Origin of the sequence: Saccharopolyspora phatthalungensis (assembly GCF_014203395.1) — a bacterium.
Taxonomy (GTDB): Bacteria; Actinomycetota; Actinomycetes; order Mycobacteriales; family Pseudonocardiaceae; genus Saccharopolyspora; species Saccharopolyspora phatthalungensis.
Genome location: NZ_JACHIW010000002.1, coordinates 1,178,379 through 1,193,428, shown reverse-complemented (window position 1 = coordinate 1,193,428; position 15,050 = coordinate 1,178,379). Strand labels below are relative to the sequence as shown.

The 15,050-nt window shown below is 67.2% G+C and carries 11 protein-coding genes; 5 read left to right on the top strand and 6 right to left on the bottom strand.

What is annotated here, in order from left to right:
- Positions 1-2: 2 nt before the first annotated feature.
- Positions 3-662 carry a GntR family transcriptional regulator gene (locus BJ970_RS31645; RefSeq protein WP_184731050.1) on the top strand — a complete coding sequence of 220 codons (660 nt, stop codon included), beginning with the start codon at positions 3-5 and terminating at the stop codon, positions 660-662.
- Positions 663-708: 46 nt separating this feature from the next.
- Here BJ970_RS31645 and BJ970_RS31640 read toward each other — a convergent pair whose 3' ends face one another.
- The gene (locus tag BJ970_RS31640) at positions 709-1,281 is read right to left on the bottom strand and encodes a TetR/AcrR family transcriptional regulator (protein WP_184731048.1); all 573 of its coding nucleotides are present in this window, start codon (positions 1,279-1,281) and stop codon (positions 709-711) included.
- A gap of 211 nt (positions 1,282-1,492) precedes the next feature.
- Here BJ970_RS31640 and BJ970_RS31635 point away from each other — a divergent pair, with 211 nt between their 5' ends.
- The 3 genes from BJ970_RS31635 to BJ970_RS31625 are packed head-to-tail and all read left to right on the top strand — an operon-like array spanning position 1,493 to position 5,098.
- A complete protein-coding gene (locus BJ970_RS31635; RefSeq protein WP_184731046.1) occupies positions 1,493-1,945 on the top strand; it encodes a (2Fe-2S)-binding protein in 453 nt (150 codons plus the stop codon).
- Positions 1,932-2,891 (top strand): FAD binding domain-containing protein, encoded by a 960-nt coding sequence (locus tag BJ970_RS31630; protein WP_184731044.1) that lies wholly within the window; start codon positions 1,932-1,934, stop codon positions 2,889-2,891. The genes BJ970_RS31635 and BJ970_RS31630 overlap by 14 nt, the downstream gene beginning before the upstream one ends.
- A complete protein-coding gene (locus BJ970_RS31625) occupies positions 2,891-5,098 on the top strand; it encodes a xanthine dehydrogenase family protein molybdopterin-binding subunit (RefSeq protein ID WP_184731042.1) in 2,208 nt (735 codons plus the stop codon). The genes BJ970_RS31630 and BJ970_RS31625 overlap by 1 nt, the downstream gene beginning before the upstream one ends.
- Here the strand turns inward: BJ970_RS31625 and BJ970_RS31620 are convergent.
- The 5 genes from BJ970_RS31620 to BJ970_RS31600 form a co-directional block, all read right to left on the bottom strand.
- The gene (locus BJ970_RS31620) at positions 5,070-7,763 is read right to left on the bottom strand and encodes a hypothetical protein (RefSeq protein WP_184731040.1); all 2,694 of its coding nucleotides are present in this window, start codon (positions 7,761-7,763) and stop codon (positions 5,070-5,072) included. The genes BJ970_RS31625 and BJ970_RS31620 overlap by 29 nt on opposite strands.
- A gap of 151 nt (positions 7,764-7,914) precedes the next feature.
- On the bottom strand, positions 7,915-10,299 hold the full coding sequence (locus tag BJ970_RS31615) for an ATP-binding protein (protein WP_184731038.1): 2,385 nt from the start codon (positions 10,297-10,299) through the stop codon (positions 7,915-7,917).
- Between the two features lie 189 nt (positions 10,300-10,488).
- Positions 10,489-10,686 carry a hypothetical protein gene (locus BJ970_RS31610; RefSeq protein ID WP_184731036.1) on the bottom strand — a complete coding sequence of 66 codons (198 nt, stop codon included), beginning with the start codon at positions 10,684-10,686 and terminating at the stop codon, positions 10,489-10,491.
- A 64-nt stretch (positions 10,687-10,750) separates the two neighbouring features.
- A complete protein-coding gene (locus BJ970_RS31605) occupies positions 10,751-11,359 on the bottom strand; it encodes a GGDEF domain-containing protein (protein WP_184731034.1) in 609 nt (202 codons plus the stop codon).
- Positions 11,360-11,579: 220 nt separating this feature from the next.
- The gene (locus tag BJ970_RS31600) at positions 11,580-12,206 is read right to left on the bottom strand and encodes a helix-turn-helix transcriptional regulator (protein ID WP_184731032.1); all 627 of its coding nucleotides are present in this window, start codon (positions 12,204-12,206) and stop codon (positions 11,580-11,582) included.
- Positions 12,207-13,414: 1,208 nt separating this feature from the next.
- Here BJ970_RS31600 and BJ970_RS31595 point away from each other — a divergent pair.
- Entirely contained in the window at positions 13,415-14,605 is a 1,191-nt protein-coding gene (locus BJ970_RS31595) for a YVTN family beta-propeller repeat protein (protein ID WP_246471910.1), read from the top strand.
- Positions 14,606-15,050 lie beyond the last annotated feature (445 nt).

Below are 15,050 nucleotides of genomic sequence, written 5' to 3'. Positions count from 1 at the left end.
AAATGACTACCAATGAACCGGATCGGCCGGGGGGCCGCACGCGGTTGTCCGACGAGGTCTACCGCGAGCTGCGGGGCAACATCGTCGATGGTCTGATCCCCGCCGGCTCGCCACTCGTGGAGGACGAGATCGCCGAGCGGCTTGGGGTATCCCGCACCCCGGTCCGGGAGAGCATCCAGCGGCTGGCGGCGGACGGGCTGGCCGAGTCGCGCCGTCGCCGCTGGGTCGTCCGGTCCTACTCCGCCGCGGAGGTCGTGGAGATCTACGGCGTCCGCGCCGCACTAGAGTCGCATGCCGCTCGGCTCGCCGCGCTGAACGCGACGGATGCCCAGCGGGCGGCGATCGAAGCGCAGCGAAAACTAATGACCACTGAGGACGCGACTGTGCTCGCGGAACGCGCAAAGGCCAACGACGACTTCCATGATCTGATCAGTGGTGCGTCGGGTAACAAGCGGCTGCTTGAGAACCTCCGCGAGCAGCGGCTGTTTCACTTCAACGCCCGCGTTGCCGCCGTCTACAGCACCGACGACCTCCGGCGTTCCTCGCGCCAGCACGGCGAGCTCATCGACGCCGTGGTCAACCGGCGTGCCGTGGCTGCGGGCGACGTCGCCCGCGCGCACGTCGAGTTCTCGCTCGATCTCGTCCTGCGCAAGCTCTACTGATCAGGCCGTGGACGGAATCAGTCCGCCAAGGTGAGAGATCTGCCGATCAGCTGCCCGGGCGCATGCCTCGCCACAGCAGGTCGGTGAGGCTTGCGGTCTGCCGCTGCCAGTCGCTGCTCGGGTCGAGGTACAGCAGGCCGCCCAGGCCGCGCAGGACCGTCTCCGGTTCCAGGTCGGCGCGGACGGTTCCGGCCTCGACGTTGGCCTTCAGCAGTGTGGCGACCGCGCCGATCAGGGTCTCGTGGGCGTTCGTGGGCAGTTCTCCCTGGGACGCCGTCGCGGCGCGAAGGGCTTTGGCCAGGCCCCGCTTGGTCATCATGTAATGCGCCAGGTGATCGGTCGTCCATACCCGGAAAGCCTGTTCCGGGGTGTGCGTCTCAAGCAGGTTCGGCACCACGTCGACGAGGTGTCGCACCTCGCGCTGGTAGACCGCCAGGATGAGCGCTTCCGGGGTGGGGAAGTGCCGGTAAACCGTGCCGACGCCCACTTCGGCCTGCTTTGCGATGGCGTTGAACGAGACCTCGCCCGACCTGGCCAGCGACTCCGTCGCCGCGGTGAGGATGCGCTCGTGATTGCGCCGGGTGTCCGCGCGCCGACGGCTGACCGATCCCGTCGTCATCATCCCTCCCGTTGTCCGCCTCATCCGCCTTGAAATGTAGTGCACCAACCGCTGGGGGCCGAAGCGGCGTGGTCGCGGCGATTTCGATGGAAATCGACGGTCGGTGGGTGGGCCGTTTGCGAAGCGGATTGTTATCCGCTAGCCTCGCCGAGGTGAAGCGGATGAGTATCCGGTTCGCTCCTACGCGGACGATCTGCGGAAAAGAGATCCGGTGGACATCTCACTCGAAATCAACGGCAGGACCGAACAGCTGAGCGTCGATCCCGGTGTGACGTTGCTGGACGCGTTGCGGGAACGCCTCGGCGTCACCGGTCCGAAGAAGGGCTGCGACCGCGGCCAATGCGGCGCCTGCACGGTGCACGTCGGCGGCCGGCCGGTGCTTTCGTGTCTCACCCTGGCCGCCACCGTGAAACAGCGCGTGACAACGGTGGAAGGACTGTCCACAGGAGACCAATTGCATCCGGTCCAGCAGGCGTTCGTCGACCAGGACGCCCTGCAGTGCGGGTTCTGCACGTCCGGGCAGGTCATGTCGGCGGTAGCCGCGGTCCGGCAGGGCGTCGAGGACGTCCGGGAGTTCATGTCCGGCAACCTCTGCCGCTGCGCGGCCTACCCGAACATCATCGCGGCAGTCGAACAAGCGAGGCAGGCCGATGCGTCCCTTTGAACTCACCGAACCCGCCACCGTGGAAGCCGCGCTCGCCTCGCCCGGCACGTTCCTGGCCGGCGGCACCACCCTCGTCGACCTGATGAAGATCAACGTCCTGACCCCGCGGCACGTCGTGGACATCAACGAGCTGCCGCTGCGAGGCATCCACGCCGGCGACGGGCTGCGGATCGGCGCGTTGGAGCGGATGAGCGACATCGCCGAGCACCCCGGCGTGTATCCGGTCATCTCCCGCGCCTTGCTGCTGAGCGCTTCGCAGCAACTGCGGAACATGGCCAGCATCGGCGGAAACCTGTTGCAGCGCACACGGTGCACGTACTTCCGCGATGTCGCCATGCCGTGCAACAAGCGGGAACCGGGCAGCGGTTGCCCGGCGATCTCCGGGGCCAACCGGATGCATGCCGTGCTGGGCACGAGCGAGAGCTGCGTGGCAACGCACGCCAGCGACTTGGCGGTGGCGCTCGTCGCACTCGACGCGGAGGTCCGGCTGGTCAGCGCCGCCGGAGGCCGCACCATCAAGCTAGCTGACTTCTACCGCCCGCCGGGCGAGGCCCCGGAGGTGGACAACGACCTTCGCCCCGGTGAACTGATCACCGAGGTCCTGGTCCCGAGACTGGACTGGGCGTCGCGTTCCACGTACGTCAAGGTGCGGGATCGGCAATCCTACGAGTTCGCACTGTGTTCCGCCGCGGTCGCACTGGACGTCCAGGACTCACACATCATCGACGCCCGGGTGGCGGTCGGTGGCGTGGCGACCGTTCCTTGGCGGCTCGCCGCGGTCGAGGCGGCCCTGCGCGGTGCGCCCGCGACTCTGGCCTCCTTCGAGGCCGCCGCGTCCGTTGCGGCCGACGGTGCCAGGCCGTTGTCCGGCAACGGTTTCAAGGTGCCCTTGCTGAAGCGGACCGTTGTCCGCGCGCTGCTCGAACTGACCGAGGGGAGCCGTTGATGACCAGTCGGCTGGACGGTCCGGTGAAGGTCACCGGACGGGCAAAGTACGGGGCGGACAACAACTTTCCCGGCATGGTCCACGGATACGTCGTGCTCAGCACGATCGCCCACGGCGAGATCGCGGCCATGGACGTCACAGCGGCGAAGAGCGCTCCCGGCGTGATCGGCGTGTATTCGCCGTTCGACTCGCTGGAGTTGCGCACGCCGAGCTTCCCGCCCCTTGGCGAGACATGGGTTCCGCTGCAGGACAGGGAAGTCACCTACTACGGCCAGCCGATCGGCTTCGTGGTGGCGCAGACCTACGAGCAGGCCCGGGACGCGGCGATGCTCATCGAGGTCTCCTACCTTGCGCGGCCGGCACTGACCTCGCTTCGGGACGGCCTCGACTCGGCTGAGGACGCGCCGTCGACCCGGGACGGTTCGCCGCCGTCCCTCACGGTCCTCGCGTCCGGCGTCGAGTCCATTGAGGACGCACTGGCGGCCAGTCCGATGGTCGTCGAGGCGACGTACACGACCGCGACCCAGAACCACGCCGCGATGGAGCCGCATTCCGCGGTCGCGGTATGGGACTCCGACGGCCTCACCGTCTACAGTGGAAATCAAGGTGCCAACATCCAGGCGGCGGAGCTGGCCACGGCGCTGGACACGGATCCATCGTCGGTCCGCGCGGTGAATCCCTTCGTGGGCGGGGCTTTCGGCGGCAAAGGCCGTACGTCCGCACCGGCGTTCTTAGCTGCGGCCGCGGCCAGGGCCCTCAACCGGCCGGTCAAGGCCGCGCTCAGCCGGGAACAGGTCTTCACCGCGACCGCGACCCGCCCCGCGACGGTGCAGAAGATCGCCCTCGGCGCGGACACCGACGGCACGCTGATCGCACTGCGCCACGACTCGTGGTCCAGCACGCCGGTAGACCGTTCTTTCGTCGAACCGACTTCGCACGGCACCTCGCGGGAGTGGTACGCCACCCAGAACCTGGCCATCAGCCAGCGGATGGTGCCGCTGAACATCCCGCCGACCACGTTCATGCGAGCGCCGGGTGAGGCGCCCGGGTCCTTCGCGCTGGAGAGCGCGATCGACGAACTCGCGGTCGCGCTGAACATGGACCCGATCGAGCTGCGCCTGCGCAACGACTCAACCGCGCCGCCCGGCAGGGACCTGGAGTGGTCGAGCAAACACCTCGATGAGTGCTTCCGCGTCGGCGCGGCCCGGTTCGGCTGGGCGGACCGCTCGCCGCGAGGCCGCACCGATGGCGACTGGCTCGTGGGTCTCGGCACCGCCACCGCGATGTTTCCCGCCCTCCGGTTCCCGGCCACGGTCGAGGTAACGCTGCGGGCAGACGGCACGGCCGTGGTCGCGACCAGCGGGGCGGATCCGGGAACCGGCCTGCTGACGGTGCTTTCCCTGGTGGGCGCCGAATCGTTGGACATCTCGCCGGACCGGATCACGCCGCGGCTCGGCGACTCGGCGTTGCCACCCGGTGGCATGTCCGGTGGCTCGACCGCCACGGCGAGTGCGGGTTCGGCCATCATGATCGCCGCGGCCGAGGTGATCGACGATCTGCTGGCCTTGGCGTCGTCTCCGGGGGCGCCGTTCGACGGCGTGGAGGTCTCGTACGCGGACGGTCGCGTGCTGGGAGGCGGCCGGACGATGACCTTCGGCGACGTGCTGCGGGCGGTCAACCGCTCGTCGATCTCCGCGACCGGTTCGTCGGCTCCCGGCGAGGAGTTGACCAAGCATTCGTTCAGCTCGTTCGGTGCCCAATTCTGCGAGGTCCGAGTGCACAGGTGGACGCGCGAGGCTCGGGTGTCCCGCATGCTCGGCGTGTTCGACGCCGGCCGGATCATCAACGAGAAGGCGGCTCGCAGCCAGCTCATCGGCGGCATGATCTGGGGTGTGTCGGCCGCGCTGCACGAGGGCCTGGAGATCGAGGCGAACGGCCGGCTGGCCAACGGTGACTTCGCGAGCTACCTGCTCCCGGTGAACGCGGACATCCCCGAAGTCGACGTCCGCTTCGTCGAGTACCCGGACACGCTGCACAACGCCGTCGGTGCGAAAGGACTGGGCGAGATCGGCATAGTCGGCATGGCGGCGGCTATTGCCAATGGCATTTTCAATGCCACCGGCATCCGCGTCCGCCACATTCCCATCATGATCGAGGACCTCCTGGACGACGGGTTTGTCAGCCGGTTGCGGGGCAGGCGAGCGTGACCACCGGCGCGACTGGGCGGCTGCGCTGCGCGCAGTACCAGACCACGTTTGGGTCCACTGCGCCGTCGGCGTCGACTCGCAGGATCGCGACTGGCTTGTCCTCGGGGACATTGCGCCCGAGCGTGCCACCGAAGTCGAGCACCCCGGTGGCCCCTTCGACCGTGCCGGACCCGCCTTCGTGGATGTCGTTGAGCTCGCGCCACACCGCGGCTGGGCTGACCGGGATGCCGTCGCCGTGCAGGTGCTGCACCGCGCTGACCATGCTCAGTACCGCGTCGTGCGCCAGCGCGGCATGGCCGTCCAGGGACCGGCCTTCGGCGGTGCGCTCGAAGGGGAACAGCCGGAACAGCTTGTCGTAGAAGACCTGCTCGGCCTCGGTCAGTCGGTCCTCGGTCAGTGGATCGTCGCCCGACGGGCCGATCGCCGCGGTCTGGTACAGCAGCGGGATCTTGCGGTTGCGTTCCCGCATCCGCTGGTCGGCGACGTAGCGGGAGGTGTCGTGCCCGCCGAGGATCAGCGGCGGATCGCTGCGGCAGCCGTTGCCGACCCCACCGAGGAACAGGTCGAACTCAGGCACGCCTCGCCCGGCGTAGTACACCAGTCCGCGGAACCCGCACGCGGACTGACCGGCCGTCCACGCGTCATCGGCACCGAAGGCGCGCGACTCCACGGAGAAACCCTTGTCGTGCATGGCGTTCTCGATGTCCTGGCGCAGGTTTGTGCTGTAGACGTCGGCTGGATCTTCGGAGTAATAGACACGCACGCTGCGGTCGAAGGCGCCCATGCCGAGCACGTCGTGGCCCTGGAGGTAGGAAACCAGTTCGGCGGCGACCCGGGATTGGCGCTGGTTCTGCGGGGCGACCTGGTAGTACATCGGGAACTCGGCGCTCGTCTTGTCCGCGGTCAGCGGGGCGGCAACCATCGGCAGCCCGGCTCGGGTCAGCATCCGGATGGTCTCGTCGGTCGGAGTGCTGCTGCGGTCCAGGCCGATCACCCCTACCAGCGTCGGGTCGCGGTCGGCGAGTTCGCCCAGCCTGCGGGCGATCTCCGGCCCATGCAGCATGTCGCGCCCCGCGTTGGCCAGCAGCACGCGGACCAGGGGAGTGCCGTCGCGCTCCAGCGCGTCGCGCTGTGCGACAGCGACCCCGGCCAGCTCCTCGCGCTTGGCCACCAGCCCGCCCGCGTCACCGGAGGACGAGGTCAGCGCGCCGACGTAGGCGAGGGTGACGAACGGGCGCTTCGGCGATTCGCGGTGCAGCGCCTCCGCGCGCCGGTTGTTGTCGAGGATCTGCGCGCGCACCGCGTCGATGTGGGGGTCGATGTGGTGGTCGGCGGGTTGCGGAAGGGGGTGGGAACCGTCGGAGACGCCGATGCATTCGTCGCCGATCAGCGTCAGCGATGGGCTCAGCCCGGGCCATGCCTCGCAGTGCCGGTGGCTCCACGTCGCGTATCCGGTGGCCAGCGCCGCCACCAGCGCTACCACTGCTCCCACCGAGGTCAGGCGGCGCGACCACCAGGGCGGGCGCCGAACCACGAAGGTGTAAAGCGGGAGATCGCCCTGCTCACCGGAGACGGGGATGCGGATCGGCAGATACCAGGCGACCTCCCTGCGCTGCTTGCGTGCGAGGTCGAGCGCGTCGCGCCATTCCCGGTAGCCGTTGCCTGCCTCGGCCGGCGGGTAGGCCTTCGGCCGCGCGTTCCGGGAGTCCGGCGCGGTCCGGTACGGCGGCACGTACCGGCTGCCGGTGATCAGCAGCAACGGGTCGGCCCGCCCGGTGTCGTTGCGGACGTCGTTGATCAGGTCCAGCAGCCGGTACCCGCCGTTGAACAGCGTGATGTGGTCCAGCAGCACTACCGCGTTGGTCGTGTGCCGTGCCGAGCCCGCGTACGCCTGCCGCAGGTCTTCCAGGAAGGCGTTGGTGAGGAACTTCAGCAGTTGGTCAGGCGATTCCCGGTGCCAGCCCGGCGCGGTCAGCCGTTCGGCGAATCCGACGAACGTCCCGGGGTTCTCGGCCGCCAGGTAGGGCTGGCGCAGGAACCACCGGAACTCCGCGCTCAGCAGCGGAATCCGCCCGCTGGACTTGATCCGGAACCACACCGGCGGCAGCGTGCCGATCAGCACCGGGGCCCACCGCAGCCACGGTGGCAGGTTCTGGCCGTGCTGCTCCAGGGAGTCGAGCGCGCCCGACACCCGCTGGTCGATGCCGCGCTCGCGCAGTTGCCGGCGCAGGACCTTCGGCGTGTTCTCGCCGCCAAGCCGCACGTCCTGATCCATCAGCCAATTCGCCAGCGACAGCCGAGGAAAGCGCAGCCGCCCGGTCCGGGAGTTGCGGGCCTGGGCAAGTTCGTGGGCGATGTTGACCAGCAGGTCGCGAACCTGCTTGACGTCGGCGTGCGTGGGCTCGGCCAGCCGCTCCGGCCCCGCGTCCCGGGGCAGCCGGATCGGGCCGCTCAGCTCCACCAGCGCGTGCGGGATGCGGTGCGGTCTGCCCTCATCGAGGCGGTGCGAGATCGCCTGCAACAGGTCCTCGTGCTCCTCGGGGCGGACCAGGCACAGCATCGGCAGCTCGGTACGGTCTCGCGGGCGTCTGGTGTAAAGCGTGCTGATCAGGTCAAGAGTGTCCCTCGCGCCGTCGAAGGACGGCAGTTCGTCGTTGTCGGACATGGTCGTCGCGGCTCCTCGTGCGTGGGCTGCCGCAGCGTAGCGATAAGCGATCAGATTCGGGGCCGGAATAGGCCACCGACCGCCGGGCCGGGGTAATCGGGGCTGGGCGATCCTGCGCGCGCGAGGATCAATCAGCCTTGCCGTTCGGCGGTCACGCGTTGTCGCCAGTGCGTCGCTGGGCGTATGCCCAAGCGGCCACCTGGGAGCGGGAGGTGAAACCGAGTTTGCGGAGGATGTTTTCGACGTGGGTTTCGGCCGTGCGTAGGGAGATGACGAGCGCGGCGGCGATTTCCTTGTTGCTGTGTCCTTGGGCGACTAGGTCGGCGACTTCTCGTTCGCGGCGGGTCAGCAGGGCCGTGACCTGTCCGGCCGGTGCCGGTTCCGGCCGCTTCTCCCCGAGAACGTATGCGAGCATGCCCTCATACGTGAGATTGCGACCGCGCTCCACGGTGTCCTCGAATACGGTGTCGGCCAGTGCTTCGCGCGTTTCCTGCGCACATGTTTGGTGAAAGCCAACCAAATGTTTGAAAGCGCGGAACGACGTGCCGACGTCGCGGAAGAGGGCTCCGGCGGCGCCGAGCAGGGTGGCGGCCCGTTGGTACTGTCGCTGCTTGGCTGAGACCCAGGCCAGCACCTCCAGGGACCGCGCAGCGGCGAGCGGATTGAGGCCTTGTTCTTGGCTGAAGCGGAGGTATTCCTCTTGGTAGTGGCCGGCTTCGGTGATGTTGCCGTCGGCCCAGGCGGCGACTCCGACGAGCCACATGGCCTGGCGGAATGCGGGTCCTGCGTGGGTGATGGCGAGGATGTGCCGGCGGCATTCCTGGACGAGGTCGTGGTCGCCTTGTAGTCCGGCGGTGACGCCGGAGGGCAGCAGGGTCAGCAGGGCGAGGTTGGGGTCGGGTTCGTCGGTGTGGGCGAGGATCGTGCGTGCTCGGTGCAGGGCGTGGGCGGCGGCGGGCAGGTCGCCGGCGAACAGGGCGCCCATGCCTTGGACGTGGGCGGCGTAGGCGAGGGTGAGGGGGTCGCCGAGTCGTTGGGCGAGTCGGTTTCCTTGGTCGAGTAGTCCTTGGGCGATGTCGGTGTCGCCTTGGGCGATGGCCAGTTCGGCGTCGAGGAGGAGGGCTTTGGCGCGGACGACGGTGGGTTGGGGTGCTTGGGCCAGGGCCAGGTGGAGCCAGCGTCGGCCTTCGGTGAACAGACCCAGGCCCCACCAGCAGGGCCAGGGCAGGGTGACGACCAGGCGCATGGCTTCGTGGGCTTCGCCGGGTTGGCCGAGGCAGAATTCGACGGCGGCGCGGAGGTTGGACAGTACGCTGCGGATGCGGTTGAGCCAGTGTCCTTGCTGGTCGCTGACCCATTCGGCGCGTGCGCGGGCGACCAGGTTCTGGTACCAGTCGCGGTGGCGGCGGCGCAGGGTGTCGTATTCGCCGGTGTGGTGGAGGTGTTGTTCGCCGTAGTGGTGGACGGTTTCCAGCATGCGGAAGCGTTTGGTGGTGCCGTGGTCTTCGCAGATGAGGATGGATTTGTCGATGAGTCCGGCGATGACGTCCAGGAGGGCGGCTTGGGGGAGTTCGTCGTCGGTGCAGATGCCTTCGACGGCGTCGAGTTCGCAGCCGCCGACGAAGACCGATAGGCGGCTCCAGAGGGTGCGTTCGGGTTTGGTGCAGAGTTCGAAGGACCAGTCCAGGCAGGCTCGGAGGGTTTTCTGGCGGTCGGGTGCGGTGCGGCTGCCGCGGGTGAGTAGGAGGAATCTGTCGATGAGGCGGTCGAGGATCTGCTGGGGGCTCAGTGTCGGGAGCCAGGCTGCGGCCAGTTCGATGGCCAGGGGTACGCCGTCGAGGCGGTGGCAGATGCCGGCTACGGCGCGGTAGTTGGTTTCGGTGAGTTCGAAGGTGGGCACGGCGGCTTTGGCTCGGGTGGTGAACAGGGCGGCGGCTTCGGATTCGATGAGGTCGGCCAGGGTGGGTTGGTTGTCGGGGTGGGGGGTGGACAGGGGTGGTACGGGGTAGGTCATTTCGCCGTGGATGCGCAGTGGTTCGCGGCTGGTGGCCAGGATGCGCAGGCGTGGGCAGGTGCGCAGTAGGGCGTTGGCCAGCAGTCCGCATCCGGGGATCATGTGTTCGCAGTTGTCCAGGATCAGCAGGAGGTCTCGGTCGGCGAGGTGGTCGAGTAGTCCGGGCAGGGTGGGTTCGGCTGCGCCTAGTTCCATGGCCACGACGTGGGCGACGAATTCGGAGCTGTCCATTTCCCAGCCCAGTAGTTCCGGGTCGCGGATCTTGGTCAGGTCGACGAACCACACGCCGTCGGGAAAGGCGCGGCGGGCCTGGGCGCCGACCCGTAGCGCCAGGCTGGTCTTGCCCACGCCGCCGACGCCGGTCAGGGTCACCAGCCCGGAGTTGCCCAGGATCGTCCGGATCTCGCTCAACTCACGCCTACGCCCGACAAAGCCGCGCGAATCAGGTAGCTGCCCGCTGGGGCGCGTGCCCACCGAGCCGCGGTGCTCATACTCGGAGTCGGACCGACAGTTAGTAGGCATTACCAGCCTCCCCCGTCTCATCGACAAGGGCGAGCCATGCTGACACGGACAGCGCGGACAATAACCGAGGTTCCACGCTGTTTGAGCGCATGTCAATTCCGCCCCGGGGCAAGGCTGGCGCGGGCTTTGATCACCGGCCAGCCGCGGACCGCACGACAGGCTCAGGCCGGGCGGGCCGGTGCCGGTTTGTCAGCAAACCTCGTCGCCGTCGACGACCCGCAGCGCGGCGTCGTAGCCGCAGTGCGGCGTCCACGTGCCGTAGGCGTCGCGGGTGCACCACTGGCCGAACCGGTTTCGCCGGATTCGGGAAGCGGTGCGCGGCAATTCGCCGATCTCGGCGACTGCGTCGGCGGGGATCTCAACAGGAGTCACGGCGTGCGCGGACATGCGAATACCTCCGTGGCGCAGCTCATGGTCAACAGTGGACGCTCTGGTTTCGTGGAGTCGGTCATCACGCGACCTCCTCCCGCCGACGCCGCGACCGCGAATCAATCCGCAGCCGGCGCTGCTCGCCGACATACCGGTGCTTTTCCCGGTACATCGTCTTGTCCGCGGGCTCCAGCAGGTCCTCCACGCGGGCCAGCGGATCGGTCGTAGCGGCGGTACCGATGCTGGCGGTGATGGTGATCGGGTGATCGTCGACGCACAGCGGCTCGGCGATGGCGGCGGCAAGGTCATGGCGCAGCTGCTCGACTGTTTGGTCGTCCGGCGCGTTGCTGATCCAGAAGGCGAATTCGTCGCCAGAGAGCCGAACGGCGAGGCGGCCGGGCCCCTGGTACGCCCGCAGGCGGCGGCCGATCTCGATGAGGACCCGGTCGCCGACGCAGTGGCCGAAGGTGTCGTTGACGGGCTTGAACCCGTTGAGATCCAGCAACAGGACCGCGACGCGGCGGCCAGGAGAGCGCGAGCTGCGCCGGGCAATCCGTTGTAACGCCAACCTGTTGCCGAGTCCGGTCAGCGGGTCGGTGCGCAGGCGGCGTCGCAGGCTCGTGACGTGGACGCCGGTGAAGGCCCACCCGAGGGCGGTGGCGGCCACGAAACCGACGCTGGCGGGGTTCATCGCTGGCCACCCCCCGTGTAGGTGGATCCCACTTGCTGGGGCAGAGATGCACAGTGCCGGCATCCCAGGAGCACCCGCATCCCTCGCGGCGGGACCGGCCGCGAGGGATGCGGGGCTCGACGCCGCACAGCGAGCACGGCGGGTTGGGAAATTCCAGGGGACATGTTCATCTCTTCCGGAGCGTGCGGGCCCCGCCGTCGTGATTCCGATCCTCGAGACCTCAGATGAGGCCCGCGCGGATTGCGTAGGCGACGGCGTGGGTGCGGTTGTTGAGATCGAATCGTTTCATGAATTTGTAAAGGATGTTCTTGATGGTGCGTTCGGAGAAGTGGAGTTTTTGCGCTATCTCCTCGAGATCGAATCCTTCGGAGACGAGCCGCAGCACATCGGTTTCGCGATTCGTGACACCCGAGGCAGTCATATCTTGCGGTGCGAGCACGTCGCGGTAGGTCCGCTGGACCTGCTCCATGAGCGCGCCTTGCAGCGAGGCGGGGAGAAACCCGCCACCGCCGCCGACTGCGCGAATGGCTTGGGCAAAGGCAATGGTGGAGAATTGGCGATGCCACAGAATGGCGCGCACGCCCAGTTCGACCGCCGTGGCAATGTCCGCGTGCCAACGGTTCTGCACCACGAGGAGCAGCGGTGTGGTGGCGTTGGGGCGCAGGCCCCGGAGGGATTCCAAGGTGGCTGCTTCAGCGGTTTCCATGGCGACGACTAAGACCTCGGCGTCTTCGAAGGTGGTCTGGATGTGCTGTTGCTGGTCCAAGCACTGGGCCAGTCCCGCACGAGTCAGCGGGTTCGGTGCGAAAATGGCCACGCGGATCTTCGCTGTTGTTCCGCCATCCATGGCAATGCGCCTCGTTCCGGCAATACCAGTATCGGTTGCGCTGGCCGTCCGTGGTGCCGACGACACTGAGCTCGGGTCGGAAGTTGTTCAGGCCGGCGACTCGGTCACGCAGGAGCGTCGCTCGGGGCATCTCACCCTAGGTCGGTTAACACAGCGGGCGGCGGTTGCAGACGGTGTCACCATCTGATGAGACCATCCGATGAGACGTACCCCTGAATTTTGTTTGGCCGGGTTCGGATAAAAAACTAGCTGATCACTCACGAGACACTCGGAAGCGACGACGAACTCTCGAGTGGCGGCACCGTTCGAGGGCAAGGTCGAGCAAATCTTCGGGACTCGTGGTGCGATTCTCGAGCTCAGGCAGCGGACGCATGGTCGCAAACTCCTCGGGGCTGGCCTGTCTGTCGGGGGGCAAAGAACTCAAACGAGCCACAACGCCATCCTCGCCAAAGCCCGCCAGATGGAGCACCGGAGAACTACCGACGGCGCTACGTAGGCGGCTGCCTACGGGGCTCGTCGGTGCCGTCGACGATATTTGCCGGACGGTGCCGGACAAATTACAGACGGCCACCTCGCTCAACTCAATCGTCGACCACTTCCGCGATTCGGTAGGGGCTTTCACCGTCCCGTGACGGGCCCGGACACAGCCGGCTTTCGGCGCACCCTTATCGCCGTTCAGTTACGTTATATTGCGCCCCCTTGCCGGCCAAGATTACCCGGCGCGCCTACTGGCGTATCCGGTGAATTCGGATCGCTCGTCTCGGCGATCGAGGGCGTGGACTTCATCTCGTCGATCAAATGTGAGGCCGCCTCAACGTTCTGCGGTCAACGAACCTGCCTCGCGAACCGAGGCCATCTTGATGTCCGGTTCAGGAGGGCTGAGTCAACTCGACGAGCTTCGCCGGTCGGGATATCGGGCCCCGAGGTCGTTGCGCAAGCAGCCATTTCCGGTAGCTCAGAGTGCAGCGCTTGTCGGCTTCTCCGGTTCGGCCGCGGGCCGGAAACCTGTCCGGACCTTCCCGCGAACCGCGTCCCAAGCCTTCCGGGGACGAACACCAACCACGCCACGTTGCCGATCACACGGCGTCATAAAAACGAAGCCAACTGCCCCGTGATCACCCAGGAAGGGGCTATAGCGAGTTCGGAAGTGTAGTGTTCTGCCGTTTCTGTTCGGCATTGGACCTTTGTAGCTTGTAGCCTCGCGTGCCATGCGGGTCAGGAAAGCGCTTCTAGTGATGATCGGCATTCTCGGATTGGTGGTGGCAGGCTGCAGCGCCCCGGAATTGGACCGCAAGGTGCTCGCCGACGTGCCCGAGCCGGCGGCTCTTCCGCCGGTGCCGGTGCCGGTGCAGACCGACGTCCTGCCGGGAATGCCGCCCCTGCTCGACCCCGGTGACGTGTACGCGGCGACGCGCCCCGGCCGACTGTCGGAAGCCATGAACGGGGTGCGCAACCTGGTGTACGTGCCCAATAGCGAGGACAACACGGTGTCGGTGATCGACCCGAACACCTTCAAGGTCGTCGACACGTTCCCCGGGGGAAACGAGCCGCAACATGTGGTTCCGTCCTATGACCTGAAGACGCTCTATGTCACTGCGGACAAGGTGCCCGCCGGGACGCTCACACCCATCGATCCGAAGACCGGCAAGCCCGGTGCCCCAAGGCAGATCCAGGACCCTTACAACCTGTACTTCACCCCGGACGGCAAGTCGGCCATTGTCGTCGCCGAGTTCTACAAGCGACTGGATTTCTACGATCCGCACACCTGGCAGGCGCAGGGACAGTTGCAGGTGCCGGACTGTGCCGGGGTCAACCACATGGATTTCACCGCCAACGGCAAGCTCGCGCTGGTGACGTGCGAGTTCGCCAACAAGATGATCGTGCTCGACGTCGCCGGGCGCCGACAGCTACACACCTTCAAGCTTGACCGCGCGCCCAACGGGATGCCACAGGACAGCCGGTTGACGCCGGATGGCAGGACGTTCTACGTGGCCGACATGATGGCCGGGGGCGTCTATCTATTCGACGGTGCGGCAAGCCGGCAGATCGGCTTTGTGCCCACCGGCAAAGGCGCGCACGGAATCTACTTCTCCCGTGATTCCCGGCGGGCGTTCATCTCCAACCGCGGGGAGGGCAGTGTGTCGGTCCTGGACACCACCACGCACCAGCCCATCGCCAAGTGGCACATCCCCGGCGGCGGAAGCCCGGACATGGGTGGGGTTTCCGCCGACGGCAAGCAGTTGTGGTTGTCCGGCAGGTACCGCAGCGAGGTCTACGTGATCGACACCGAAAGCGGGCACCTGCTGGCCCGCATCCGCGTCGGCGCCGGCCCGCACGGGCTGACCTACATGCCGCAGCCAGGTCGATACTCCCTCGGGCACACCAGCAACCTCCGATGACGCCGTCCGCTGCGCGGGAGCGGCAACTCGGGTGCACCGCTTCAGCTCCCGGCCATGAACCCGATCAAGTTTTGTAGACCAGGCACGAGCGACCTCAGTAAGGTCGGGTAGGTGCCTGAATATGCTAATGATGTAGTGGCGAGGCGGACAGTGTCGACGCTGCAGGTTAACGCCAGAGTGGGGGTTGGGATCCGCGCCAAGACAGGCACGTTCACAACAGCTGGCACCCGAAGGCATCGTCGCCCCTGTGCCGGAATTCACGGAAGGGGCGGAGAGCACGCTCCGGAATTCGAACGGGCAGGAATAGTTTCCCTTTTCTCCGTTTTCTTGACAGCTGAACGCGCATAGTCGCCGCACCTGCTTGGTGCACGGTCTAGTGCCGGGATTTGGCTGACTTACATTACGGTGCTGTTGGTCCCTTCGGCCGAGTCCGAGTTCGATCTGA